Genomic DNA, 25,650 nt, shown 5'->3' on the forward strand with positions numbered 1-25,650 from the left:
GGAAGAACGAGACCGAAAATAGACACTGATCAACCATTAGTGCCCTCCCTTCCCCCTCCCCCCGCCCCCCCCCCCTCCCCCCCCCCACCCCCCCCCCCCCCCCCGCCCCCCCTCCCCCCCCCCCCCCCCCCCCCCCCCCCCACCGCCACTCGCGTCCACTGTGGAGCACCCGTGCCGAATGTGTACCGACTCATCACCCAGGACCTGCTGCGCCACCACCCCGGCCGCACCGCGGTCGGCCTGCTCGGGCTCGCCGCGTCGATCGGCTTCGGGCTCGCCGCCCCGATGGCCCTCGCCACCGTGGTCGACAGCATGTCCGGCCGCGGCCCGGCGGCCCGGCCGGTGCTCGTCCTCGCGCTGGTGCTCGCCGGGGCGCTGGCCGGATCGGCGCTGGCCGGCCGGGCGTCGGCCGACCGGGCCAGCGCCACCACCGCCCGCCACCGTGGCGCGGCGTTCACCGCGGCGCTGCGACGGCCGCCGTACGACGCCGGCTTCCCCGACGGTGAGCTGCTCGCCCGCTGCTCGTCCGACGCCGAGACCCCGGCCCGGATCGCGAACATCGTCCTGGGCTCGGCCGTGACGTCGGCGGGTGGCCTCGCCGCGTTCGTGCTGCTGTGCACCGTCGACTGGCGCAGCGCCGTGGTGGTCGCCGCCGAGCTCGTCGGGTCCTGGTTCGTCGTCCGGGCGTTCCTGCGCGGCAGCGCCGCACCCGAGGCCGGCTACCGTGCCGCCCGCGGTGCGCTCGCCGACCTCCTCGTCGACGCCCACCGCGGCGCCCGGACCATCGCCGCCCTCGGCGCCCACGACCGGGAGCTGCGCCGCGTCCTCGGCCCGCTCGCCGACCTGCGCGCGGCGGGCCGCCTGTCCTGGCGCGCCCAGCGCGACGTCGGCTGGCGCATGGGCCTGCTCGACCCGCTGCTGAACGCCGCCGTCCTCGCCGTCGCCGGCCTGAGCGCGGTCGCGGGCCGGCTGAGCCCCGGCTCTGTCCTGGCCGTCCTGCTGTACAGCCAGCTCACCCTCATGGTGCTGGAGCAGGTCGACGCGCTCGCGGCCGGGGTGCGCGCCCTCGCGGGGACCCGCCGTCTGGCCGAGCTGCTCGCCGCCCCACCCCCCGACCCCGGTGGCACGGTCCGCCTCCCGCCGGGGCCCGGACTGCTGAGGTTCGACCGGGTGCGCCTCGACGGCCGCGGCGGCGACGTCTCATGCACGATCCAGGCGGGTGCGCACGTGGCCGTCGTCGGGCCGTCCGGGTCGGGCAAGTCGCGGCTGGTCGCGCTCGTGGGGCGGCTCGCCGACCCCGACGCCGGACGGGTGCTGCTCGACGGCCACGATCTGCGCACGGTACCGGCGGACGACGTGCGGGCGGCCGTGGCGTACGCGTTCGAGGAGCCCAACCTGTTCGGCGCCACACTCGGTGCGGCCATCGCCGCCGGTGCGGACCTGCGCGACGACGACGTGGTGCGGGCGGCCCGCCTGGCCCGCGCGGACGCGTTCGTGCGGCGCCTGCCGGCCGGCTACGACACCCCGCCCGGCGCCGCGCCGCTGTCCGGCGGCGAACGCCAGCGGGTGGGCCTGGCTCGCGCGTTCGCCCAGCCCGCCCGGGTCCTCGTCCTCGACGACGCCACCAGCAGCCTCGACACCGCCACCGCCGCGGAGGTCGCGCACGCGGTGCGCGACGCCTGGCACGGCCGCACCACGCTCGTCGTGACCCACCGGGCGGCGACGGCCGCCGCGGCCGACCTCGTGCTGTGGCTCGACGCCGGCCGGGTCCGCGGCTACGCCCCGCACCGGGCGCTGTGGTCCGCACCCGGATACCGCGCGCTGTTCGGCGCGGTGGAGCACGACCCGGTGACCCAGGGGAGCCCGGCATGACCCCCGGCATGACCGGCGGCGGTTCCGTTCGGGGCGGATGGCGGCTGCTGTGGTCCGTGCTGCGCCGGCGGCCGCGGCCGTTGCTGGCGGTCGGCGGGCTGGTGGTCGTACTGGCGGCGCCGACGACGCTCGCCGGCATCGCCGTCGCGCACGCGCTCGACGACGGGTTCTTCGCCCACCGGGCCGGGACCGGGCTGCTCTGGGTGGCGCTGCTCGCGCAGGTGCGGCTGGTCGCCGCGGTCGCCGGGCGGCTGCTGTTCGCGCCGCTGGTGCGGGTGGTCGAGCCGCTGCGCGACGAGCTCGTCACCGCCGTGGTCACCGCGGGGCTGCGCCGTGCCGTGCGCCAGGACGCGCAGGTGCCGGGGGCGGCCGTGAGGCAGGCGGTCGACGAGGTCGAGCAGGCGCGGATGCTCGTCGCCTCGGTGCTGCGCAACGCCCACGCCACCGGATCGGTGGCGGTCGGCGCCCTCATCGGCCTCGCCGTGCTGGACCCGGTGATCCTGCTCGTGGAGCTGCCCTGCCTGGTCGCCTCCGTGGCCGGCTACCGGCTGCTGGTCCGGGTCGTGCTGCGCCGCCAGCGCCGCTCCCTGCTCGCCGAGGAGGACCTCGCCGAGCACGTGGTGAGCACGCTCGCCGCCCGGCGCGACGTCACCGCCTTCGCCGCCCAGGACGCGGCGGCCCGGCCCGTGCTGGAGCGGGTGGAGCGGGCCGGGCTGGCGGCGCGGGCGCTGGGCCGGGCCGACGCGATGCACGACGGTGTCGTCGGCGTCGGCGTCGACCTGGGTCTGGTGTTGCTCCTCGCCCTCGCCCCGGTCCTCATCGGCCGCGGCCGCCTCGGCACCGGCGAGCTCGTCGCCGCCGTCTACTACGTGATGTTCGCCCTCGGCCCCGCGCTGCGCTTCCTGGTCTACGGCGGCGCCGGGTGGCTCGCCGAGCTGCTCGGCCTCATGACCCGCCTGAGCGACGCCGTCACCGCAGATGAACAGGGCAAGGCGCGGACGCCGGGACCTGCCGGCTCACCGGTGCGGCCGGCGGTGGTGGCGGAGTCGGTCGGCTTCGCGTACTCGAAGGACGCCGCGCCCGTGCTCGACGGCGCCGGCTTCACCGTGCCGTTCGGCGCGCACGTCGCGGTCGTCGGACCCAGCGGCGCCGGGAAGTCCACGCTCGCCGCGCTGCTCTGCGGCGTGCGCGAGCCGGCCGGTGGCACGGTCCTGGTCGGCGGCGCGCCACCGGCGCCCGGATCCGGCGTGCTGGCCCTGGCGCCGCAGGAGCCGTACGTCTTCGCCGGCACCGTCCGGGAGAACCTGGCCTACCTCGCGCCGGCGGCCTCCGACGAGGTCCTGCGCGCCGCCGCCGACGCGTTCGGGCTCGGGCGGCTGGACCTCGACGAGCGCCTCAGCGCCGGCGGGGCCGGGCTGTCGGCGGGGGAGCGGCAGCTGGTGACGCTGGCCCGCACCTACCTCGCGGCAGCCCCGATCGTCGTCCTCGACGAGGCCACCTCCCACCTCGACCCCGACGCCGAGCTACGCGCCGAGCTGCTCATGCGCCGGCGCGGCGGGACGCTCATCGTCGTCGCGCACCGCATCAGCAGCGCCACCCGAGCCGACTGGGTGCTGCTCGTCGACGCCGGCAAGGTCGTCGCCGGGCCGCACGACCGGCTCGTCGACCGCAGCCCGCGCTACCGCCAGCTCGTCGGGCTCTGGGAGCCGGAGAATGGAGCATCCGATGGCGTCTGAAACCGCCGTGGCACCCGTCGATCCGTGGACCGGGAAACCGCCCCGGCGGCCCAGCCGGGGCGCGGTCGCCGCCGTCGTGGCCGTCGCCGTCGCCGTCGCCGGGCTCGTGCTCGCCGCCGACGTGGTCGCGTACCGGCGGTTCGGGCCGCAGCCGGAGCCGCGGATCCCGGGGGTCGAGCGGCTCGCGATCCAGGACCGCTACCACACCGCCGATCCGGTGCGCTACGACCGGACCCCACCGGCCGGCGGGCCGCACGCGCCGGTGTGGCTGAACTGCGGTGTCTACGCGGCGCCGGTACCGGCGGAGAACGCGGTCCACTCGCTGGAGCACGGCGCGGTGTGGGTGACCTACCGGCCCGACCTCCCCGCCGGCCAGATCGCGGCGCTGCGGCTGCTCGGGCGCCGGCCGTACACCATCGTCAGCCCCTATCCCGGGCTCCCGGCGCCCGTCGTGGCCAGCTCGTGGGGGCGGCAGCTGCGCCTGGACGACGCCGGCGACGATCGCCTGCGGCGGTTCCTCGACGTGTACCGCGAGGGGCCGCTCACGCCGGAGCGGGGAGGCCCGTGCCACGGCGGCACGGGCGCTCCCCTGACGTGATCAGCGACGGATCGCGTACGGCGTGACGTGCACGTCGAGGGACCAGCCGACGGCGAACAGGTCCCGGTTCACCGGGTCGCCGGCGATCGCGGTGAGGCCCGACGCGGGCTGTCCCTGACCGCCGGCCGGGTCGGACGGGTCGTGCCCGGCCTGCTGGTCGGTGGTGAAGCGGACACCGTCCCAGTGTTCGACGTGGACGGCCTCCGCGTCGAGCGTGCCGGCGACGTACCCGGTCATCCAGACGTCGTCGGCGGCGAACGCGACGACGCCGGTGAGCCTGGTCGCGGTCCCGTCGCTCGGCACCACCTGCCAGCCGCCGGTGACCAGGTGCAGCGCGAGCGGCGTGCAGTCGTCCTCGCCGGTACAGCGGGCGCCGACCACCCAGACGTCACCGGGCGCGGCGGCGCTCACGTCGTCGAACGCCACGTCGCCCGCGCCCGGCAGCGGCGGCAGCTGCCCCGCTGCCGTCCACGCGGTGCCGTTCCAGTGCAGCAGCAGCCCGGAGGTGCTGCCGTCGGGCTCCGTCTGGCTGCCGGCCGCCCACACGTCGTCGGCGGTCACCGCGTGGACCGCCGTGAGGCTCCCGTCGATCTCGGGCGCGGCCACGGACGTCCAGGAGCCGCCCTGCCAGCGCAGCACGAGCGGCCCGGCGCCCCGGGCGGTCTTCCCGACGGCCCACCCGTCGGACGGGGAGAGCATGTCGAGGTCCTCGACGGTACCGGCCGGCACGGCCGACGGCACGCGCTGCCAGCCGGCCGCGGTGCCGTGCAGGAACACCGGGACGGTGGAGGCGTCGGTGCCGGCCGCCCACACGTCGTCCGGGCCGGTCGTGTCGACCGTGTCGAGCCCGTACTGGCCCTGCGGGCCGGCGGGGACGGGCAGGCTCGGGGTCGTCCAGACCGCGCCGTTCCAGTGCGCGGCGATCGGGCGGCGCTGGCCGTCCGCCTGCTCACCGACCACCCAGGCGTCGCTCGCCGACCGCACCGCCACGTCGTTGAGCTGGGCGGCGGTGACGCCGAAGCGCAGCGGCACCGGCGGTGCGACGGTCCACTTCACACCGGCGCCGGCGTGCGCCGGCTGCGCGCCGAGCAGCACCGCGGCGACGGTGAACGCGGTGGTCATCGACCGGTTGACATGCATGAGCATTCCTTTCGTTGTGCGGGTACGCAGCCATCGTGGAACGGCGGACAGGCCCCCGGCGGCGGGAAAAGCCCGTAGGTTCTTGCGGGCGGCTACCCATGTTCTGTGCCGGTGTCCGCCTCGGCGGCGAACCCGGCGAGCCGGCCCCGGTCCGGCAGCCCGGTCTTGGCCAGCAGGTTTCCCACGTGCTTCTCGACGGTGCGCGGCGACAGGAACAGCCGCCGGCCGATCTCGGCGTTGCTCAACTGCTCGCCGACGAGCGCGAGCACCTCGAACTCGCGCACCGTGATGCCGAGCTCGCGGGCGGTCGGCGGCAGGACCGCGCTGCCCTGCCGGTGCTGGGGGACCGGCGCGCCGGCCCGGCGCAGCAGGTCCCGGCAGGCACGGGCGACGTGCGGGGCGGAGTCGTGGAAGTGCGCCTCGGCGGTGCGCAGCCACGCCACCGGCTCGCCCCAGCCGCGCTCGACCGCGTCGTCGGCGACCAGGCGCAGCCCGAGGAACCGCGCCATCGGGAAGCGTTCGGAGGTGGCCAGGAACGTGGCCATGCTCGCCGCCGCCTCCGCCGGCGCACCCGCCCGGGCCGCCGCCAGGGCGTCGGCGAGGAGCAGGAACTGCCGGTTCCAGCCGGCCTCGGCCTGCGGCGAGGCGGCGAAGGCCGCGCACTCGGCCCGGCCGGCCTCGCCGTCGCGGACCGACAGCAGCAGGTGCGGGGCGTTGATGAAGGACACGTAGGAGGTCGGTTGGTGCGACTCCTGCGCCACCGACCGGGCCAGCTCGTCGCGGGCGAGGTCGTGCTCCTCGTACAGTAGATGCCCGAACGCGAGACCGACGCCGTGGACCGCGGCGGAGAAGTCGTCCTCCTCGCCGCCCAGGTCCCGGAAGCGGGCCATCAGCGTGTCGACCTCGCGCCGCTCCGCGCGGTGCGCGGCCGCCATGATCCGCACGCCGAGCGCGATCAGCCGGGAGTGCGTGAGCCGCAGCCGCGCCGCGGTCTCCTCGCAGCTGCGGGCCGCCACCTGCACCTGCGCGTACTCGCCCCGGCAGATCCGCGCCATGCACAGCTCGATCTCGATGTCGAGCGCGGTGACGACCGCGCCCGCGTCCCGCGCGACGGCGAGCGCCTCCACGAGCCGGTCGACGTCGCCGTCGCGGATGCCGTCGTGGGCGCCGATGTTGTACAGCAGCCCGATCCTGCGGGCGGCCAGGCCGTGCTCGTCGGCGAGGGCGAGCCCGCGCCGGTACAGCTCGTCCGCCTCGGTCATGTCGTGCAGCCGGGCGCACCGGCCCAGGGTTTCCAGCGCCCCGACCGCCACGTCGGGCTGCCCGGTCGCGCCGGCCGCGTCCAGCGCCCGCTGGGCGAGCTCCCGTGCGCTGGCGCGCCGGTCCGCGGTCGGGTTGCCGAACGCCAGGCGCGCCTCCACCTCGTCGACGCGGGCGGCGACGGCCGGGTCCGGGTCCGGGCCGAGCAGGTCGCGCACCACGGTCACCTGCTCCAGGCCCGGCAGCCAGTCTCCGGCGGCGGCGGCCACCCGGGCCAGCCGCAGATGGATCTCTGCGTGGCCGCTGAACCGGGCGGCGACGGCGTGGGCGTCCTCGATGCGTCCCGCGTCGGCGTACCCGTCGACCAGCGCCACGACGATCTCCGGCCGTGGCCCGGACCCGCCGGTGCCGGCCAGGCTCAGGGCCCGTTCCAGCAGGGCGATGCCGGTGCTCAGGGCGCCTTCGGCGGTGGCCTGGCGGCCGGCGGTGGCGAACCGCGTCGCCGCCTTGACCGGCTCGCCGGCCGCCGACCACAGCTCGGCGGCGAGCAGCGGCCAGCCGTCGGGGGCGGCGGCCTCGACCGCGGCGGCCGCGCGGCCCGACAGCAGCGCGCGCTCGACCGGCAGCAGCTGGGCCCGCAGCACCTCGGCGGTGAGCATGTGGCGGAAGTGGTACTGCGCGGGATCGTCCTCGTCAGGGACCAGCAGCTGCGCCCCGACCGCCTCGCGCAGGCAGGCCACCAGCGCGAGCCCCGCGACGTCGGCGATCGCGCCCGCGGTCTCGGCGCGGAACTGCCGGCCCAGCAGCGCGGCCGCGTGCAGCATCGCGCGTGCCGGTCCGCTGAGCCGCTCGACGCGGCCGGCCAGCGTGGTGGCGAGCGTGGCCGGAAGGGTCGCGTCGACCGGGCCGGACAGCGTCCAGCCGCCGTCGTCGTGCACCAGCACCCCGTCGCCCACCATGCCGGCCAACAGCTCCTCGACGTGCAGCGGCACGCCGTCGGCGATCGCCGCGAGCCGGGCGAGCACCGCGGTCGGCACCTCCTCGTCCGGCGTGTCCAGGCAGGCACCGGCCAGCCGGCGGACCGCCTCCTCGTCGAGCCGCCCGAGCGCGACCAGGTCCGCCGAGCGTCGCTGGCGCGCGGCCCGGAACAGCTCGATGGCGCTTCCCGGCGTGGGCCGGGTGGTTCCCAGGATCAGCAGGTGCTCCGCCGCGACGTTGTCGACGAGGTAGTCCACGACGGCGAGGGTCTCCGGGTCGGCCTCGTGCAGGTCCTCCAGCAGCAGCAGGCAGCCGCGCGGCCGGCCGATCGTCACGGCGAGGCGCAGCACCGCCTCGGCCAGGACGACGAGCGAGCCGTCGGCGCCGTCGGACCGGTCGGCGCGCCACTCGGGCACCAGCCGGGCCAGCGCGGCGTGGTACGGCACCAGCATCGGGTCGTCCGGTGGCCCGTCGTGGCGCAGCACCGGCAGCACCGCCTCTCGCAGCGGCCGGAACTGCATGGCCGGCGAGACCGCCCGCCCCTTGAGCACCCGCAGGCCGGCGGCCTCCGCGCACCGCGCGGCCTCGGTGGCCAGCCGTGTCTTGCCGATACCGGCGTCGCCGACCAGGAACACCGCGCCGCCGCCCCCGCGCGCGGTAGCTTCGACGGCCGCGCGCAGCACCGCCAGCTCCGCCGACCGCCCGACGAGCGCCGGCCCGCCGAGGCGCACGGTGCCCTTCCCGCCGCCACGCGGCCGCTCTTCGACCCGGTCCCGTGCGGTGGCGAGCAGCCGCTGCTCGGCCGGGCCCGCGCCGAGCGCCTGGATCAGCGCGTCGAACCGGTTCGTCGGCGGCAATGTCTCGCCGGTGAGGTACGCCCCGATGACCGAGCTCGACCAGCCGGTGGCGGCGGCCAGCTCCCGGTAGGTCAGCTCGCGCTCACCCTGCCGCCGCGCCTCCCGGCGGCGCAGCTCGCGCAGCAGGCTCGCCAGCCCTGCGAGGGTGTCCACGGCGGCGATCCGGGCCGGGTCGAGGTCTCCGGTCGTCTCCGTTGTCGTTTCGGCCACGCCTCCCCTTTCATGCATGTGCGTCAATGCGTGCACGGCTCCGCCATGGGCGTCGCATTGCCCCTGCGCTATCTTTGACCGGCCGGTACCGGGCCCGGTTGCCGGAATCCGGACGCATATCCGACTGTGTGGCATGCGATGCACGGGAATTGCCAATCATCGACCACGCGGGATTCCCGCAATCGTGCTGACGGCGCTGACGCAGGTCGTCCTCGGCGCCGATCAGGTAGTCCTCGAAACGCCCGGGCCCGCGCATGCGTGCAGAGCCCCCAGGACCAGTGACACACTCCGCTGGTGGATGACGCGAAAGCTGTTGCTGCGCCCAGCGGTCCGGCGCGGCCCGATCCCGTGCGCTATCCCGACATCGCCAGCGCGGGCAGCCTGCAACACGCGTTGCAGGCCGAGTTCGACAAGGCGGACCAGCGGTTGACCGCGCTGCCCGAACGCGCCCCGGGCTGGCGCTACGTGGGGGCCAGAGTGGAAGATCCACAACGCCACACCAGCATCGTGATGGGCATCGCCGAACGGGTCTTCACCATGGAGTTCTGGTCGTCGGGTGTCCGCATGGCCGCCGGCCACACTGCGGACCTGTCGGCGGTGGCCGGCGCGACACATGTCTGGCAGTCCGGCTCCCGGGTCCGCGAGCTGAATGCCGCCTGGCCGTTCGTGCACTTCGACGGGCTGGCCGAGGCCCACGAACGCGGTGAGGCCGCGGAGTTCACCTGGCATCGGTATCACGAGAGGTCCCGGCAGGCGTCCCACCTGGCGCCTCTGCACGCCTTCATCGCCCTGGCCATCCACGAACCGCGGCTCCGCGCGCTACTACCGTTCACGAGCCTGCACACGCTCGGCTTCAGCCGAACGGCAGGCTACCCCCACAGCGGCGGCTATCCGCAGGTGATACCGATCGGTGAGGACCGCTACCTGGTGAAAAGCGTCAGACGGCCGCGAGTTGGGAACCGCCGACGCGGCCGGCAGTGTCGCCCTGGTCCTCGCGGCACTGCCATCGACTGAGATCGCCACCGCTGGTCATGTCGCCACCACAACTGAATCCGCCGAACAGGCCAAACCCCGCGACTGACCGACGCGCAGCAAGACCGCGGACCCAACAACGAGGCCCGCTCACCGACCGCCCGCCTGCGAGTCCGGCAGCGAGTCGAGGAACGCCGACACTGCCGCGGCCACCGCTGCCGGGCGGTCCTCGGGCAGGAGATGTCCGGCCTCGCCGACGTCGGCCACACTGAGGTTCGCGACCGCGTCGCGGCACATGGCCACCGTGGAGGCGGTGACGACGGCGCCGGGGTGGCCGTGCACCAGCAATTTCGGCAGCGGCGCCGTGCGCAGGGTGTCCCACGCGTCCGCCAGGATCTTCGCGGTGCCGGCCGGCTGACCACCGATCGGGATCTCCCGCGCCCACTGCAGCAGCGGGAGTCGCGAGTCCGGGTCGGGGTAGGGCCGCCGGTACTCGGCAAGATCGGCCGTCGGCAGCGGGCGTACCGTGGCCGAGGCCAGGAGCGTGTCGATGAAGAAGTTCTCCTCCAGCACCATGCGCTCGCCCACGCCCGCGGTCCGCAACTGCTGGAACAGCGCCCGCCCGCCCGGGTCGAACGCGTCCCAGCCGTCGAGCGGGCGCAGGTGACCCTCCATGAACGCGACGGCGGCGACCCGGTCAGGGTGGCGCCGCAGGAAGTCCAGGCAGATCGCGACACCCCAGTCGTGCGCGACGAAGACGACGTCGGTGAGTTCGAGCGCGTCGAGCAACGCCGCGAAGTGGTCGATGTGGTCTGTGAGGTGGTAGCCGATGGGCGGCTTCCCGGAGGCCCCCATGCCGATCAGGTCCACGGCGACGAGCCGCCACCCGTGACGGTGAACGGCCGGCAGGACGTCACGCCACAGGTACGACGAGGTCGGGTTGCCGTGCACGAACACGACGGGCCTTCCCGCACCCGCCTCGACGTAATGCATGCTGGTCCCCGCGACCGCGACGTCGTGATGCGCCGGCAGGTACTGCGCCATCCGCCGACCGTAGCGCCCGCGGATGAAGCCCGCGGATCCGTGCCGTGACGGCTGTGCGGTGACCGCCCCCGGACCGCCGTTCGCCGGGGGCTCCCTGCGAACGGCGGCTCGACGCGGATGGGGCGGGGGCGGTCAGGCGGTGAAGTACCACTGCTGCGGGCCGCCGCCCCAGCAGGGCCACTGCTGAATCCTGGTGCCCTCGTGCCAGTCGCCGTCGCGGATGTCGAGGCACTGCTTGGTCTGCAGGTTGCGCAGCTGCAGCATCCCGGTGGCGGGGATGTCCTCGAACGCCCACAGCTGGCGGGCGACGCCCAGGCAGTCCCACATGTGCAGGGCGGCGCCGGGCGCCGGGTTGCCCCACGGCACCTCGATGCATTTGGGTTCGCCGGGCGGGGAGTTGAAGCTGACCAGCTGGTAGTAGGCGATGCCGGCGAACGTCGCCTCGTACACCGGCGTCCAGCGCTGCATCGGACCTTCCCAGCAGTGCCACGTCTGCAGCGGCGTGGCGTTGGCGGTGCCGCCGTTGACCACGTCCAGGCACAGCCAGGAACGCTGGTTGCCGGTCCTGATGTAGTAGGTGGCGGCGGCGGCGGCCGGTTGGGCGGCGATCAGGGCGCCGGCGGCGAGGCCGAGGCAGGCCGCCAGCGCGACGAGGTGTTTGCGGGCAGTGGACATCAGCATCCGATCTCGAGTTGGACGGCTCCGCTGCCGGTGCTGGTCGGGTAGTTCAGCAGGACGTAGAAGCGCTGCTTGTCGGCCGGGTAGCTGCCGCCGATCTTCACCACCGTGCTCGCGCCGGCGGCCAGGGAACCCGACGACGGGGACACGGTGACGGTCGTGACGGTGACGGCGGCGTTCGGTGGGGTCACGCGGTCCACGACCCGGGACGTCCACTGGACCGGGCCGCCGTTGGCGGTGATCCGTGTTTCGGTCTGGATGGCCGCGCAGGAGACGCGGTCGCGGGTGCCGGCGGTGCTGCGCGAGGACAGCGTGCCCTGCTTGCCCCCACCGGTCGTCTGCGCCGGGGCAGGCTTCTCGCCCGTTGTGGCCGGCGGCGGGGGCGGCTTGTTGTTGTTGCTGCTGGACTCGGGCTTCGAGCCCGAGCCGCAGGCGATGATCGCGGCCGCCACCCCGACGGCGACGGCGCTCCAGGCGACTCGACGGATACTCATGGGAGCGAGGATGGCGCCCGAGGCGTGGGAAGTCCTCCGGGCCAGCACTGAGGACAGGCGGCCTGTGCGGGGGAGAGGATGGCGGGGTGACGTCCCGGGTGCTGATCGTTGACGACCACGCCGGGTTCCGGCTGCTCGCCCGGACGCTGCTGGAGCGCACGGGGCTCGAGGTGGCCGGCGAGGCGGGCACCGGGCAGGAGGCCGTCGCGCTGGTCGCGGCCGACCGGCCGGACGTGGTGCTGCTCGACGTGCACCTGCCCGACGGCGACGGGTTCGCGGTGTGCCGGCGCATCCGCGACGGGTGGCCCGGCGTGCGGGTGGTGCTGTGCTCCGTGCACCGCGTCGAGGACTACGCGGCGGCCTACGCCGGCAGCGGCGCGCACGGGTTCGTGGCCAAGGACCAGCTCTCGTCGAGGCCGATCGCGGTCATGCTCGGCCTTGACGATCCTGCTGGTACATGAGGACCGCCAGCACGCGCTGATGGGTGCCGCGCTCGTCCTGGATGCCCAGCTCCTGGTATACGGCGCTGGCGTGCGTCTCGACGGTACGACCGGAAACGCCCAGCTCTTCGGCGATCGCGCTGTTGCTCAACCCCTGCGCCATCAGCTCCAGCACCGTGAGCTGGCGGCCGGTCAGCCCCGCGAGGCCGCGCTGGGCGTGGCCCTTCAGCAGCAGCGCCGAGATCTCCGGGTCGACGACGCAGCCGCCCGCGGCGACCCGGCGCACCGCGGCCACGAAGTCACCGGCACCGCCGACGCGCTCCTTGAGCAGGTACCCGACCTTGCGCATGCCGCCGGCGACGAGGGCGGTGAAGTACTGCGCCTCCACGTACTGTGACAGCAGCAGCACCCCGACGCCGGGATGCTCACGGCGGATCTCCACCGCGGCGCGCAGCCCTGCCGGGCCGGCCCCGGGCGGCAGCCGGATGTCGACGATCGCCACGTCGGGCCGCATGGCGCGCACGGCCCGGCCGAGATGCAGCGCGTCGGCCGTCTCGGCGACCACGTCGACGCCGTGCCGGAGCAGGTGCGCCACGATCAGCTCGCGGAAGAGCGCGTGGTCCTCGGCGATCACCGCGCGCACCGGCCGGTCATCCGTCATCGTCGGCTCCCTCCGCCGGTCCTCCGGGGAGCACGGTGCTCAGCACGGTCCCCGCCCCCGCCGGGCTGCTCACCGCGAGCCGCCCGCCGATCGCCTGCACCCGGTCCTGCAACCCGAGCAGCCCCCGGCCGCCGTCGACCGACGCCCCACCGCGGCCGTCGTCGGTCACCGTCACCTCCAACGCGCTTCCGGTGTACCGCAACGACACGGCCGCGCGTGTGGCCTGCCCGTGCTTGAGCGTGTTCGAGAACGCCTCCTTGACCACCATGTAGGCCGTGTACTCCACCGTCGGCGGCAGCCGCGGTACGGCCACCGTGTCCATCTCGACGGGGATCGGCATCGCCGCGGTGAGCGACTGCACGGCCGCCTCGATGCCGAGCTCGAGCGCGGCCGGGAGCAGGCCGTGGGCGATCTCGCGCAGCTCGCGGGTGACCTCGGTGAGCGCCCGGTCGCAGCGGCGCAGGTCTTCAAGGACCAGGGCTTCGACGGTACCGTCGAGCCGGCCCGTCGCGTGCCGCAGGTAGGCCGCGGCGACCAGCAGGTTCTGCTGCGCGCCGTCGTGCAGGTCCTGGCCGAGCCGGCGCCGCTCCGCGTCGGTGGCCGCGACGATCCGCTCCCGCGACGAGCGCAGCTGGTCCAGCATCTCCGCGGCGAGGCGCTGGCGCTCCAGAGCCACGGCGGTGCCGGCGACGACTGCCTCGAGGCGGACCGGGTCCTCGCGCAGGGCCGGGTCGTGCACGACGACGGCGAGCGGCCTTCCGTCGAACGCGACGCGTGTGACGGCGCGGGCCGGACCGGCCGGCAGCACGACCGGCCGCCCCTCATCGTCCACATAGGACTCCTGCGGCCCGCTCCACAGGCCGAGGCGCAGCGACGGGTCCCGCAGGCTGCGAGCCAGCAGCGTGCGCAGGGCCGGCGGCGAGCCACCGCCGGCGGTGCCGAGCTCGACCAGGAGGCTGTCGACGCGGGTCGGCCCGATCCGCACCCGCAGGACCCCGGCGAGGAACCCCAGTGGCAGCAGGCAGCACCACAGCTTGTACCCCACCAGCACGCCCTGCGCGAGCCGGCTGTCGTATCCGAACACCCCGCCGGTGACGGTGCTGAGCGCGGCGGCGACCCCGGTGACGAAGATCGGCGCGAGCACGTAGCGCAGCGGCCGGCTGGCGAGGACCCAGCGCCGCACGAGCAGCGCCGCCACGCCGCAGGCGACGATCCCGCCGCCGAGCTCCATGGAGTCCACGACGAACCGCACGAACCGCGGCTCGTCCCAGATCCCCATGAGGTTGGCCGGCTTGTGCAGGTTGATGCTGGCCGGTGCGTAGAACAGCATTCCGATCGTGGGCCAGGCCACGGCCACGGCGTAGGCGAGCGCGGCGAGCACCCGCTCCGGCCACCGCCCGAGACGCCCGGTCGGGTAGGCGAGCACGAGGTGCGCCCCGAGCGCCGTGGAAACGTGACTCAGCAGCAGGCCGGCGGTGAACACCCACGCCACCCACGAGAACTGCAGGTCCTCGGTGAACCATCCGACCCCCAGCAGCACCATGAGGAGCCCGACGTGGTTGTCCGGCTTGCGCAGGTGGGCGGTCAGGCCGGCGGCGAGGAACAGGTAACCGGTCAGGCCACCGAAGACCAGGTCGGCGTCCGGGTGGGAGCCGTCGGCGGCCTTGAGCGACAGCGCGAACACCCCGAGCGCGCCCCCGCCGACCACGAGCAGGACGACCGCCGCCCTCCGCAATCCCACACCGCGTGTTGTAGCGGATCCGGGCGGGCCGCGGTAGCCGCCTGACGCATAGCCGCCTCAGACGCCGTCCGGATCCGATGAGCGGTGCCTGTGGTCCTGCGGGCGTGGTTGGCAGTGGCGTCCGTCAGCTATCCACGTGTGGACGACTGAAGGTGGCACCGATTTCGACTGGCTCATGGCTGTCGCGGAGGCGGCACTCGACCGCTTCGCCGCCGATCCGCGCGAAGCGGACCTCGACCAAGCGATTGAACTGCTGCTGGAGGCGAACCGGTGCGGCGGGCACCATCCCGGCCTCCCGCTGTGTTGGTACTGGCTCAGCCACGCCTACCGCGAGCGAGCCCAGCGGCATGGAGCACCGGATGACTTCACCAGCTCGATCGAGTGGGCCCGGCGGCTGACCGACGGAACCGACCCGGCCGACCCGGAGGGCGACGAGTTGGCGGTTCACCTGCTCGACATGGTGTGGGACCGGTCGTGGACGCTGTACTACGACCACGAGTGCACCGACGGCGCGGACATCGATGGCGTGGTCACGCACATGGACGCCGTCGTCGTCAGCGGCGCTCATCCGGTCGTCACCGACTACGTGCGCCTGATGCGCGGCGCCGCCCGCCTGGAGCGTTACAACCGGTCGAGGTCGAACCCCGACCGGTCCGACCTCGACCGCGGTATCGGGGAGGTGATCGCGGCGCGGGCCGCACTGCTCGCCCAACCGTACGACGCCTGGGTGAGCGACGGCCGGTTGGCCCTCGTCGAGTCCCTGCTGAGCGATGCGGCGCTGGTCCGGTTCAGACTCGACGGCGCCTCGGCCGACCTGACCGACCTGGACTGCGCGGTGAGTGCCGGCCGGGCCGCGGTTGACCGGTCCGCCCGGTCGCCGCACGCGCTCCTGTGCCTGGCGGACGCAGCACACACCCGGTGGCGCACGGCCGGCCGACCGGACGATCTCGACGCGGCCATCGACGTGCTGACCGAGGTGCAGGCGTTGCCGATCGATGACGAGGTCCGCCTGGACCTCGCCGAGCTGCTGCGGGAAAGGGCAGTGCGCAACGGCGACATCCGGGACGCGCGCCGGTCCGCGGTGCTGCTGGACGACGCCGATCCGGACAGCTGGTTCGTGTCCTACGCGGCCGGGCGGTCCCACCGCCTGGTCTGGGACCTGGGGCAGGACGTCACCGCACTGGACGCCGCGGTGGCTCACCAGGACCGAGCCATCGGGCTCGACCCGGATCCGGGCGACGAACTGTTGAGCGTGTACCTCGAGCGACTGGCACTCGAGGACGCCCGTGCCGACGCCGGCCTGCTGTCCACACCCTCGACCGCAGATCGCGGCCAGTCGTCCTACCGGAGCCTCGTGACGGCCGCCGCCGACGCGTTCGCCCGCAGCCCACATGCCGATCCTGACCTGCGAGCCCGGTTCGCGGCGGTGCTCGGCTGGTCCCAGCTCATGCTCATCGGGCACGACCAGGGCACCCACGACCTGGCGAAGACCGTTGAGCTGCTCACGCTCGGCGCGGCAGTCCGGGACGACCCGCAGCTGTCGGCGTTGGTCGAGCTCGGTCTGGGTATGTGCGACGTGGTCGATGGTTTGTCCGGCGGCGGTGTCGGTGCCGGCGCCGTCCAGCGGATCGCCCGCTTGTCGAGCTCCGAGCATCTTTCCGAGACGGTTCGCGGGATCGTGAAGTTCTGGCTGGCAACCGTCATGAATTTCCATGCCCGCGTCACCGGAGACCGGCTGGCCATCGGCATCGGCAGTGCGGAGTGGCGCAGACTCGGCCAGGACGACGCACTGTTCAGTCTCTTCGCCCGGTTCGACGACCGCCTCGTCAACGGCGACGCCGCCGGCGCGGCGGAGGTGGTGGCCGCTGCGGCGCCTGTACTGGATCAGGTCGGCGACGCGTCCCTGGACAAGGGCATCGTCGACTTCATGCGGAACTTTGGCTGGCTCGCCGAGCCACTGACCAGCCGGCCGGTCGTCCTGCCGAGCCTGGACGACATTCCGCCCGGGCACATCGGGATGCTCCGGCTCGTCAACGCCATGACGGCGGCCGAGGCCCTGAACGGGCAAGGCGCCGCGCGCAACGACGCTGGCCTGCTGTCGGAGGTGGCGCGATATACGGCGGAGCTCCTCGATCTCCTTCCGGAAGGAGAACTCCGGCTGGGCATCGCCGCCCGGCTCACCGCTGGGTCGTGCCGGCGGCATCTGGCGCGCCTGGGCATCCGTCGTGCGGAGCATGCGGCTGCGGCCGTGCGGTACCTCACGGAGGCGCTCGGCCTGGCCGGCGATCATCGATACAGCTTGTGGGTCTTCCTCGCCGAGAACTGCGCGGCGGCGGTCCGGCTCACCGACGAGCCGGACCGGGCACGCTCACGCGAGCTGGGCTGGTCGATGCTGCGCGCCGACGCGTGGCAGGTCTTCCTGCAATCAGGCACCGACCGGGCACTGGCCGCCGCGAGGAGCGCCGCCGAGCACGCCCGTACCGTCGCCGAATGGTGCATCGAGGACGGCGCCCAGGACGACCTCGTCGGCATCCTCGACGCCGGCCGGGCCATGGCCCTGCGAGCCGCCAGCAGCTCCCGCGAGGTGGCCGACCGGCTCGTGGAACGCGGCCATCCCGAACTGGCCGCCGACTGGCTCGCGACCCGTGGCGTCGGCCGCGACCGGCTGACCGGCGCCCCACTGGCACTGGGTGACGAGCGCGCCTTCGTCGTCCCTGACGAGCTGCGGTACGCCGTGCTCGACGCGCTCGGCGGCGAAGGCGAGGTCGTCGGTCTCCGACCGGTCACCGTTGCCGAGACCAGGGCGGCGCTGGCGGCGACCGGCACCGACGCTCTCGTCCTGCTCATCGCCGGTGGCGGCGAGACGCCCGGCAGGGCGGTCATCGTCCAGGGCGACGGTGACCCGACGATCCGCACCCTTCCCGCGTTGGTCGACGCGGAGGTCCTCGCGGGAGGAGACCCGCATCCTGAGGCCCGTGACCTGGATGCGGTCGGCGGCCGGCGGCCGGCCCCCGATCTCGACCGTCTCTGTGCGTGGGCGTGGACGGCCGCGATGGACGACGTGCTCGGCGTCACGCGGGGCACGGCGAGCCGCCCGACGAGGCTCGTGCTGGTTCCGTTCGGGCCGCTCGCCGCGGTGCCCTGGCACGCGGCATGCACCACCGAGGACGGCCGCAGGCGGTACGCGCTCGATGCGGCAGTGATCAGCTACAGCCCATCGGTGCGGATGTTCTGCGAGGGCGGCGCCTGGACGTCCGCCCCGGTCCGCTCCGCGCTCGTGGTCGGCGACCCCAGCGGCGACCTGGCGTCGGCGAGCGTCGAGGCCAAGGCGTTGCACGACCGGTTCTACCCCGACGGGCAGTACCTCGGCCGCGACGCCACCCCCGGCGACGTGCTGGCCTGGATCGATGCGACGCCTTCGGGACCGTCGGTGCTGCACTTCGCCTGCCACGCCACCGTGGACGCCGAACGCCCGACCGAGGCGCACCTGCTCCTGGGCCACGGCAGCCGGCTCTCGGCCGGGACCTTGCTGGAGCATTCCCGTTCGGCGGCACTGGACCTCGAACAGGTCTTCCTGGCCGCCTGCACCACCGGCGTCACCAGATCCGACCACGACGAGGTGCTCAACCTCGCGACGTCGTTCCTGGCGGCAGGGGCCCGCACGGTCTTCGGTTCGCTGTGGGCGGTGCCGGACACCGAAACCTCGTTCCTGATGTACATGGTCCACCGCTACCTTCGGATCGACGGCGACCGCCCGGCCGACGCGCTGCGCCGGGCCCAGCTATGGATGCGCTCACCGGTCCACGCCGACCTGCCGCCGGAACTGCGGGCACTGTGCCCGCCGGACGCCGCGTTCAGTCCGCTCGCCTGGGCGGGGTTCACCCACTACGGCCGCTGAGCCGCGTCCTCACCGCAGCACCGCCCCGCCTGCCAACCACCGATCAGGCATGACGCGGTATCGCCTTGTGCACGCGGGCGTCGATGACTAACGTCGGCCTGCCGAATGACCCCGGAGGAGTCGAAATGCCCGGTCGCCCGAGCACGCGTTGACGGTTGGGCCGTAAGCGGCCCGTCAATCGCGTGCTGCCTTCGATAGCGCGGCACAGCGAGCAGTTCCCGCTCGGACCGTTCACGCAGATGCGGAAGCGGGCGGCGGGTCGTTGTCCTCGGCTATCCAAGGGGTGTTTCCGTGCCGACCACGTCCTCCGCTGTGCCCAACGCCCAGCGACCCGTTCCGTCCACCCTCCGGCGGGACGCCGATTTCCGCCGGCTCTGGTACGGCCAGACCGCCTCGCAACTCGGCGAGCATGCGAGCGTGGTGATCCTGCCGCTGCTGGCCGTGCTGACCCTGCACGTCGACGCCGGCCAGCTCGGAGTCCTGCGCGCCGTCGGGCAGGCGCCGCTGCTGTTGCTGACGCTGTTCATCGGCGCCTGGGTCGACCGGTGGCGGGCGCGCCAGGTGATGGTGCTGGCGGACCTCGGGCGGGCCGTCGCGCTGGTCGTCGTCGCCGTGGCCGCGCTCGCCGGTGGTCTGGGGCTGCCGGCGCTGCTGGTCGCGGCGTTCGCCGTCGGGACACTGTCGGTGTTGTTCGATGTGGCGTACCAGACGTTCATCGTGCGGATGCTGCGCCGCGACCAGCTGCTGCTCGGCAACAGCGCGGTCGAGGGCAGCCGGTCGGCGGCGCAGATCGGCGGCCCCGCCCTCGGCGGAGCGCTGGTGTCGATGCTGTCGGCGCCGATCGCGGCCTCGTGCAACGCGCTGCTGTTCGCGTTGTCGTTCGGGTCGATCGCACGGATCCGGCACCACGAAACGGTCCCGGCGCACGCCGGCGGGTCCTCCAGGATCCGGGAAGGCGTCCGGTTCGTGCTGGGGCACCCGTCGCTGCGGGCCGTGTGCCTGGCGTCGGCAGCGTTCCAGTTCTCCTTCGCGGCCGTGATGACCGCGTACCTGATCTTCCTGCCCAGGGAACTGCACCTGTCCGGCGGCGCCGTGGGGATCGTGCTCGCGGCCGCCGGGCCGGGCGCGCTCGCCGGTTCGCTGCTCGCCGCGCACCTGCCGGGCAGAATCGGCTACGGCGTGCTCCTGGTGGCGGCGGCGACGATCGGCGACGGCGTCATGCTGCTCGTGCCGCTGGTGCACGGCGGCGCGGCGGCGACGCTGCCGGTGCTCATCGGCATCAGCTTCGTCTTCGGTACCTTCGGCCAACTCGTCAACGTCACCGTCATGGCGATCCGGCAGGCCGCCGCCCCGGACCGCATGCAGGGCCGGGTTTCCGCGACGATCACGTTCGCCGGCATGGGCCTGACCCCGCTCGGGTCGCTGCTCGGCGGCTTCCTGGCCGGCGAACTGGGGCTGCGCACCGCCATCCTCGTCGCCGCCGCCGGCATGATGCTGTCGCCCCTGCTGATGATCGTGTCTCCGCTGGTACGCCTGGGCCGTGACCTGCCGGTGGCCGACTGAGCGGGCCGTTGAGCGGCCGGCGTTGCCGAAGCTCGAGGTCGGCGGATACCAGGGCACCGGCGACGTGGGGATCGAGATCTGGTTCGGGCTGATCACCGCGGCACCGATCATCGTCTAGGATTTCGACTGGTGTGCCGGGAAGTCTGGTCGGCGATGGTTTTGCCGACCCTTCCCGAGGAGGCTCATGTCGTCGCCGCGCCGATCGCAGTTCCTGCTGGGACGCGGCACGTGGCGTGAGGTCGAGCGGATCGGCGACATCCTGCGTGCGGAGACCGTCGGGGGCACGCTGCTGCTCGTCGGCGCGGTCGTGGCGCTGATCTGGGCCAACTCGCCGTGGCGGGACGCCTACCACGCGCTGAGCGCGGCGAGGCTCGGTCCGCACGCGTGGCACCTGGACCTGGCCGTCGCCGAGTGGGCCGCCGACGGGCTGCTCGCGATCTTCTTCTTCGTCGCGGGGCTCGAGCTCAAACGCGAGTTCGTCGCCGGGGACCTGCGCGACCCGCGCCGCGCCGTGCTGCCCGTCCTCGCCGCGGTCGGCGGCATGATCGTCCCGGCGCTGGTCTTCGTCGCGGTCAATGCCGGTGAACCGGCCGCAAAGGCCGGCTGGGCGGTGCCGACCGCAACGGACATCGCGTTCGCGCTCGCGGTCCTCAGCGTCATCAACACCCACCTGCCGGCGGCCCTCAGGACGTTTCTGCTGACCCTCGCCGTCGTCGACGACCTGCTCGGCATCACCGTCATCGGAGTGTTCTACACCGATGACCTGCGCCTGGCCGCGCTCGCGGCGGCGCTGGTCCCGCTCGGGCTGTTCGCGGCCCTGACCCAGCGGCAGGTGCGCTCCGGGTGGCTACTGCTGCCGTTGGCCGTGGCCACGTGGCTGCTGGTGCACGAGTCCGGGGTGCACGCCACGATCGCCGGGGTGCTGCTCGGCTTCATGGTCCCGGTCCGTCGCCGGCCCGACGGCAGCGGCGTCGAGCTGGCGCAGCAGTTCGAACGGCGGTGGCGGCCGGTGTCCGCCGGGGTCGCGGTCCCCGTGTTCGCGTTCTTCGCCGCCGGGGTGACGGTCGTCGGCGACACGCCACTCGCGGCTCGGCTCACCGACCCGGTCACCGTCGGTGTCGCGGCCGCGTTGCTGCTGGGCAAGACGGGCGGGGTGCTCGGCACCACCTGGCTGGTGCAGCGCTTCACCCGTGCCCGCCTGGCCGCGGAGCTGAGCTGGTGGGACGTGTTCGGGCTGTCGGTGCTCGCCGGAGTGGGGTTCACCGTGTCCCTGCTCATCGGCGACCTCGCGTTCGGCACCGGCACCGACCGGGACGCGGCGGCGAAGCTCGGCATCCTCACCGGTTCGCTGACCTCGGCGGTCCTCGCGGCGCTGGTGTTGCGCGTCCGCAACGTGCACTACCGCCGGATCTGCAAGATCGAGGAGTTCGACGCAGATGAGGACGGTGTGCCGGACGTCTACGGGCGCGACGACCCCGCCAGCTGAACCGGGGGCAGGGGGCGCGGGTCAGGCGCCGGTGACCGGTTCCGTGGCCCGGTCAGGCGATGCCTGGTAGACGTCCGGGACGCCGTCGTGGTCCGCGTCGGTGGTCTCCGCCTCGTGCAGCCGTGCATAGGTGCGGTTCCGTAGGCGCAGCAGCACCGTCGCCAGCAGCCCGGCGAGGAGTGACCCGGTCAGGACCGCGACCTTGACGTAGCCCTCGCGGGTGTTGCCCGGCGCGAACGCGAGCTCGCCGATGAGCAGGGACACGGTGAAGCCGATCCCGCCGAGCAGGCCGAGACCGACGACGTCGATCCAGCGCAGTCCGTCGTCGAGGCGGGCGTTGGTGAAGCGGGCGACGAGCCAGGTGCCGGCGAGGATGCCGGCGACCTTCCCCACGACCAGGCCCGCCATGATGCCGACCGCGACCCGGTCGGTCCAGGCGTCGGTGAGCCCCGACAGCCCGCCGATGGTGACGCCCGCGGACAGCAGCGCGAAGGCGGGCACGGCCACACCGGCGGACAGCGGGCGGAACCGGTGCTCGAAGTGCTCGGCCAGCCCTGGCCCGGCGTCCGGCCCGCCGGCCTTGTCGCTGCGCAGCACGGGCACGGCGAAGCCGAGGAGGACACCGGCGACCGTGGCGTGGACGCCGGACGCGTGCACGAGGGTCCAGGTCGCGGCGGCCAGCGGCAGCAGCAGCCACCAGGACCGGATCCGGCGTTGGACGAGGACGGTGAATGCGGCGAGCGGTACCAGGGCCGCCAGCAACGGCAGGATCGCGAGGTGCGACGTGTAGACGACGGCGATGATGACGATCGCGATGAGGTCGTCGACGACGGCGAGTGTGAGCAGGAACGTGCGCAGCGCCGCCGGGAGGTGCCGGCCGATGACAGCGAGGACGGCGAGGGCGAACGCGATGTCGGTCGCGGTCGGGATCGCCCACCCGCGGGTCGCGCCGGCTCCGGCGCCGGCGGTGATCGCGGTGTACAGCAGCGCCGGCACGATCACGCCGCCGGCCGCGGCGGCGACCGGGACGGCGGCGCGGCGCACGTCACGGAGGTCACCGGCGACGAACTCGCGTTTGAGCTCCAGACCCGCGACGAAAAAGAAGATCGCGAGCAGGCCGTCGGCGGCCCACGCGGCGATCGACAGGTTGAGGTGCAGCGCCGCTGGTCCGACCGTGTAGTCGCGGACCGCCTCGTAGGAGGCCGACCATGGCGAGTTCGCCCAGACGAGGGCGATGACGGCACCGGTCAGCAGCAACGCGCCGCCGATGGTCTCGGTGCGCAGCACGTCGCCGATGCGGCGGGCCTCCGGCCAGGAACCGCGGCCGAACAGCGTGAAACGGGACGATGTGGTCACAGGCATCCTCCGGGCAGTCTTATACGACTGCCGACCAGACTTCCCGGCACACCGTTGCCCAGCTTACCCGCAAGGTGCCGTGATCAGCCACCAAGATCACGGCACCGGTACCCGGCGGCCCCAGCGAGCCACAGCGCCGTCGCGACCGTGAGCATGGCACCGGTCGATGTCCAGTCCGGTGGCTCACGCGGTACCAGCGCGAGATGCCGGAACGGTGAGGCGGCGGCGACCCGGTCCGGCGCGCCGGCGCTCTCGGCGACGACGTCGAGGATGAACCCACCCACGGCGGGCAGCGTGCCGACCGCCACCGTGAGCCGGGGGAACCAGCCCAGCGCCGCGACCCCCGCGCCCGTGCACAGCAGCACGACCGGCAGCATGTTGGCGACGCCGGCGAGGGCGTCGGCCAGGGGCAGCCCGGCGCCGGAGACGGCCGCGCCGGCCCACGCCGCGGTCGCCGTGACCACGGCGAGCGCGAGCACACCGGCCGTGCCCGCAGTCGTCTCGGCGGCCAGGACCCGGACACGGCCGACCGGCCCGGCGTAGAGCAGGTCCAGCCGCCGTGCGGTCTCGTCCTCTCGGAGCGCACCGACCCGGACCGCGGCGAACACCCCCATCGGGACGGCGAGGAGCGCGAACATCGTGGCCGCGTAGCCGGTGACGGCGTCGAGCCCGGCGAACCCGGCCTGCGCGGCCAGCTCGGCGAAGCGTGGGTTGTCCCGCAGGAACCGGGTCATCGGTGCGGCGAGGTAGCCGATCAGCAGGAAGTACGCACCGATCGCGGCCGCCCAGCCGGCGGCCGGCCACCGGTCGCGGCGGACCGCGAACGCCTGGACCGAGCTGAGCAGCGCCAGTCGTGCCGGCCGGCCACCGTGCGCCTGGACCAGACCGTTGCCGAGATCGCGTCGGGCCGCGGCCGCGACCGCGGCGAGCAGCACCACACCCGTCGCGGCGGCGAGCACGGCCAGGGGCGCCACCCGGTCGGCGTCGAACGGCCGGGTCAACGCCACCAGCCCGAACGGTGTCCACCACCGCAGCTCGGCGAGCACGCCGTCACCGAGCATCCTCGCGAGCAGCGCGGCGGCGAGCACCGTCATCACAGCGCCGCTCGCCGCGGCCCGGCTGGGCAGCACCTGCGCGGCGAGGGCGGCGACCGCCACGGCGAACCACCCGATGAGCGCCAGCCCGGCACCGTACAGCGCCGCACCGGCCGCCGGTGTGCCCGCGCCGGCCAGGACCCCGGCGACGGCGGCACCCGCGACGGGCGCGACGGCCGCCACCACCGCGACGTGCCGGCCGACCGCCTGACCCAGCGGGACCCGTCCGGCGAGCAGCAGGTCCCACCGGCCGGTGTCCTCCTCGCCGCGAGTGATCCGGACCGTGGCCAGCGCACCCCAGACAGCGATGAGCACGGACAGGAACATGCCGGTCCGCCAGGCGGTGAACCCGCCCGCCGTGCCGAGCGCGACCGGCTCACCGAACAACGTCCGCACCGCCGGGTTCCCGGCCAGCGCGAGCAGCGCCTCACGGTCCAGCGTGTCGCCGACGGTGCCGCGGTACGTGCCGACGACGGCCGCGGTCATGCCGGCGCTGAGCGTGACGACGGTCGCCGCACCCTTCCACACCTGGCGGGCGGCGAGCCGCACCACGTTCATCGGGGGTCGCTGTAGTAGTCGAGGAAGATCTCCTCGAGGGTGGGTTCGCGCATCCGCACACCGGTCACGTCCGCGGCTGCGAGCACCCGCAGGGCGCCGGCCGGCGGACCGGTGAGCAGGAACCGCACCCGCCCGTCGCCGGCGTGCTGCACGGCCTGCACCCCGGGGACCGTCGACAGGTCCGGCACCGTCCCCGGGAAGGTCGCCTCGACCTCGGTGCGGTGCAACCGGCGCAGGTCCCGCACGGCGGCGACCTCGACGAGCCGGCCCCCGCGCAGGATGCCGACCCGGTCGCAGACCGCTTCGACCTCGGCCAGCTGGTGCGAGCTCAGGAAGACGCTCTGGCCCCGCTCGCGGGCCTCCGCCACCGCCCGGCGGAACTCCCGCTCCATCAGCGGGTCCAGGCCACTCGTCGGTTCGTCCAGGATCAGCAGCGGCGCCCGGGTCGCGAACGCCGCGACGAGCGCGACCTTCTGCCGGTTGCCCGTGGAGTACGCCCGGCCCGGCTTGGACACGTCGAGCCCGAACCGCTCGACCAGTTGGTCGCGGTACGCCAGGTCGGTGCCCGGCCCGGTGTTGGCCAGCAGCTCCAGGACCTCCGCACCGGTCAGCGCGGGCCACAGCGCCACGTCGGCCGGTACGTACGCCAGGAACCGGTGCGCACGCGCCACATCGGCGGCGTCGACGCCGAAGATCCGGGCGCGGCCCGCGGTCGGGCGGATCAGGCCGAGCAGCAGCCGGATCGTCGTGGACTTGCCCGCGCCGTTCGGGCCGAGAAACCCGAACACCTCACCGGCACCGACCTCCAGGTCGAGCGCGTCGAGGGCGGTCAGCCGCCCGTACCGTTTGGACAGGTGCTCGGCACAGAGGGCAGGTGCGTCCACGGCAGGCTCCCGGCGGCGTCGGCGACATGACCGCCGACCAGACTTCCCGGCACACCTGCGTCGACCGTACGCCCGGAGTACCCCCGAGGGAAGGCTCTGCCGGAACCCGGCAACGGCCACGGCCGGAAGT

At 74.1% G+C, this 25,650-nt stretch carries 18 protein-coding genes; 8 read left to right on the forward strand and 10 right to left on the reverse strand.

All coding sequences use genetic code 11. From position 1 onward, the window contains the following. Positions 1 to 171 precede the first annotated feature (171 nt). Genes ACZ6TV_RS13075 through ACZ6TV_RS13085 form a run of 3 tightly spaced genes read left to right on the forward strand, consistent with a single transcriptional unit; the run spans position 172 to position 4,206 of the window. Positions 172 to 1,872, forward strand: a complete 1,701-nt coding sequence (locus tag ACZ6TV_RS13075) for an ABC transporter ATP-binding protein (RefSeq protein ID WP_465297351.1) — start codon at positions 172 to 174, stop codon at positions 1,870 to 1,872. Continuing rightward, complete coding sequence (locus ACZ6TV_RS13080) at positions 1,869 to 3,608, forward strand: ATP-binding cassette domain-containing protein (protein ID WP_465297352.1); 1,740 nt, start codon at positions 1,869 to 1,871, stop codon at positions 3,606 to 3,608. The genes ACZ6TV_RS13075 and ACZ6TV_RS13080 overlap by 4 nt, the downstream gene beginning before the upstream one ends. Continuing rightward, on the forward strand, positions 3,598 to 4,206 hold the full coding sequence (locus tag ACZ6TV_RS13085; protein WP_465297353.1) for a DUF3105 domain-containing protein: 609 nt from the start codon (positions 3,598 to 3,600) through the stop codon (positions 4,204 to 4,206). The genes ACZ6TV_RS13080 and ACZ6TV_RS13085 overlap by 11 nt, the downstream gene beginning before the upstream one ends. Here the strand turns inward: ACZ6TV_RS13085 and ACZ6TV_RS13090 are convergent, their stop codons facing one another. Together ACZ6TV_RS13090 and ACZ6TV_RS13095 are read right to left on the reverse strand one after the other, a co-directional pair. Beyond that, positions 4,207 to 5,346: a beta propeller repeat protein gene (locus ACZ6TV_RS13090; RefSeq protein WP_465297354.1), complete on the reverse strand. Its 1,140-nt coding sequence runs from the start codon at positions 5,344 to 5,346 to the stop codon at positions 4,207 to 4,209. Between the two features lie 92 nt (positions 5,347 to 5,438). Next, complete coding sequence (locus ACZ6TV_RS13095; RefSeq protein WP_465297355.1) at positions 5,439 to 8,651, reverse strand: ATP-binding protein; 3,213 nt, start codon at positions 8,649 to 8,651, stop codon at positions 5,439 to 5,441. Between the two features lie 294 nt (positions 8,652 to 8,945). Between ACZ6TV_RS13095 and ACZ6TV_RS13100 the strand changes: the two genes are divergently transcribed. Beyond that, entirely contained in the window at positions 8,946 to 9,665 is a 720-nt protein-coding gene (locus ACZ6TV_RS13100; protein ID WP_465297356.1) for a DUF6193 family natural product biosynthesis protein, read from the forward strand. A gap of 108 nt (positions 9,666 to 9,773) precedes the next feature. On the opposite strand, the gene ACZ6TV_RS13105 is transcribed toward ACZ6TV_RS13100, so the two are convergent. From ACZ6TV_RS13105 to ACZ6TV_RS13115, 3 genes are all read right to left on the reverse strand, one after another. Beyond that, positions 9,774 to 10,667, reverse strand: coding sequence for a haloalkane dehalogenase (locus ACZ6TV_RS13105; protein WP_465297357.1), 894 nt, complete (start codon positions 10,665 to 10,667; stop codon positions 9,774 to 9,776). 132 nt (positions 10,668 to 10,799) lie between these two features. Beyond that, positions 10,800 to 11,348, reverse strand: a complete 549-nt coding sequence (locus ACZ6TV_RS13110) for an RICIN domain-containing protein (RefSeq protein ID WP_465297358.1) — start codon at positions 11,346 to 11,348, stop codon at positions 10,800 to 10,802. Next, the gene (locus ACZ6TV_RS13115) at positions 11,342 to 11,839 is read right to left on the reverse strand and encodes a hypothetical protein (protein WP_465297359.1); all 498 of its coding nucleotides are present in this window, start codon (positions 11,837 to 11,839) and stop codon (positions 11,342 to 11,344) included. Before ACZ6TV_RS13115 ends, ACZ6TV_RS13110 begins: the two co-directional genes overlap by 7 nt. 86 nt (positions 11,840 to 11,925) lie before the next feature. On the opposite strand from ACZ6TV_RS13115, the gene ACZ6TV_RS13120 reads away from it, so the two are divergent. Beyond that, positions 11,926 to 12,300: a response regulator gene (locus tag ACZ6TV_RS13120; RefSeq protein ID WP_465297360.1), complete on the forward strand. Its 375-nt coding sequence runs from the start codon at positions 11,926 to 11,928 to the stop codon at positions 12,298 to 12,300. On the opposite strand, the gene ACZ6TV_RS13125 is transcribed toward ACZ6TV_RS13120, so the two are convergent. Continuing rightward, a complete protein-coding gene (locus ACZ6TV_RS13125) occupies positions 12,266 to 12,940 on the reverse strand; it encodes a response regulator transcription factor (protein WP_465297361.1) in 675 nt (224 codons plus the stop codon). The genes ACZ6TV_RS13120 and ACZ6TV_RS13125 overlap by 35 nt on opposite strands. Then, positions 12,930 to 14,681 carry a sensor histidine kinase gene (locus ACZ6TV_RS13130; protein ID WP_465297362.1) on the reverse strand — a complete coding sequence of 584 codons (1,752 nt, stop codon included), beginning with the start codon at positions 14,679 to 14,681 and terminating at the stop codon, positions 12,930 to 12,932. The genes ACZ6TV_RS13125 and ACZ6TV_RS13130 overlap by 11 nt, the downstream gene beginning before the upstream one ends. A gap of 175 nt (positions 14,682 to 14,856) precedes the next feature. Here ACZ6TV_RS13130 and ACZ6TV_RS13135 point away from each other — a divergent pair, with 175 nt between their 5' ends. The 3 genes from ACZ6TV_RS13135 to nhaA (ACZ6TV_RS13145) all read left to right on the forward strand — a co-directional run bounded on the left by ACZ6TV_RS13135 (position 14,857) and on the right by nhaA (ACZ6TV_RS13145) (position 21,628). Further along, on the forward strand, positions 14,857 to 18,579 hold the full coding sequence (locus ACZ6TV_RS13135; RefSeq protein ID WP_465297363.1) for a CHAT domain-containing protein: 3,723 nt from the start codon (positions 14,857 to 14,859) through the stop codon (positions 18,577 to 18,579). 291 nt (positions 18,580 to 18,870) lie between these two features. Continuing rightward, a complete protein-coding gene (locus tag ACZ6TV_RS13140) occupies positions 18,871 to 20,142 on the forward strand; it encodes an MFS transporter (protein WP_465297364.1) in 1,272 nt (423 codons plus the stop codon). 184 nt (positions 20,143 to 20,326) lie between these two features. After that, a complete protein-coding gene (gene nhaA, locus ACZ6TV_RS13145; RefSeq protein WP_465297365.1) occupies positions 20,327 to 21,628 on the forward strand; it encodes a Na+/H+ antiporter NhaA in 1,302 nt (433 codons plus the stop codon). Positions 21,629 to 21,649: 21 nt separating this feature from the next. On the opposite strand, the gene nhaA (ACZ6TV_RS13150) is transcribed toward nhaA (ACZ6TV_RS13145), so the two are convergent. The 3 genes from nhaA (ACZ6TV_RS13150) to ACZ6TV_RS13160 form a co-directional block, all read right to left on the reverse strand. Further along, entirely contained in the window at positions 21,650 to 22,990 is a 1,341-nt protein-coding gene (nhaA, locus tag ACZ6TV_RS13150; protein ID WP_465297366.1) for a Na+/H+ antiporter NhaA, read from the reverse strand. A 77-nt stretch (positions 22,991 to 23,067) separates the two neighbouring features. Continuing rightward, on the reverse strand, positions 23,068 to 24,636 hold the full coding sequence (locus ACZ6TV_RS13155; RefSeq protein ID WP_465297367.1) for a hypothetical protein: 1,569 nt from the start codon (positions 24,634 to 24,636) through the stop codon (positions 23,068 to 23,070). Then, a complete protein-coding gene (locus tag ACZ6TV_RS13160) occupies positions 24,633 to 25,520 on the reverse strand; it encodes an ABC transporter ATP-binding protein (protein WP_465297368.1) in 888 nt (295 codons plus the stop codon). The genes ACZ6TV_RS13155 and ACZ6TV_RS13160 overlap by 4 nt, the downstream gene beginning before the upstream one ends. Positions 25,521 to 25,650: the final 130 nt, after the last annotated feature.

It is taken from the genome of Dactylosporangium sp. NPDC051087 (assembly GCF_055586325.1).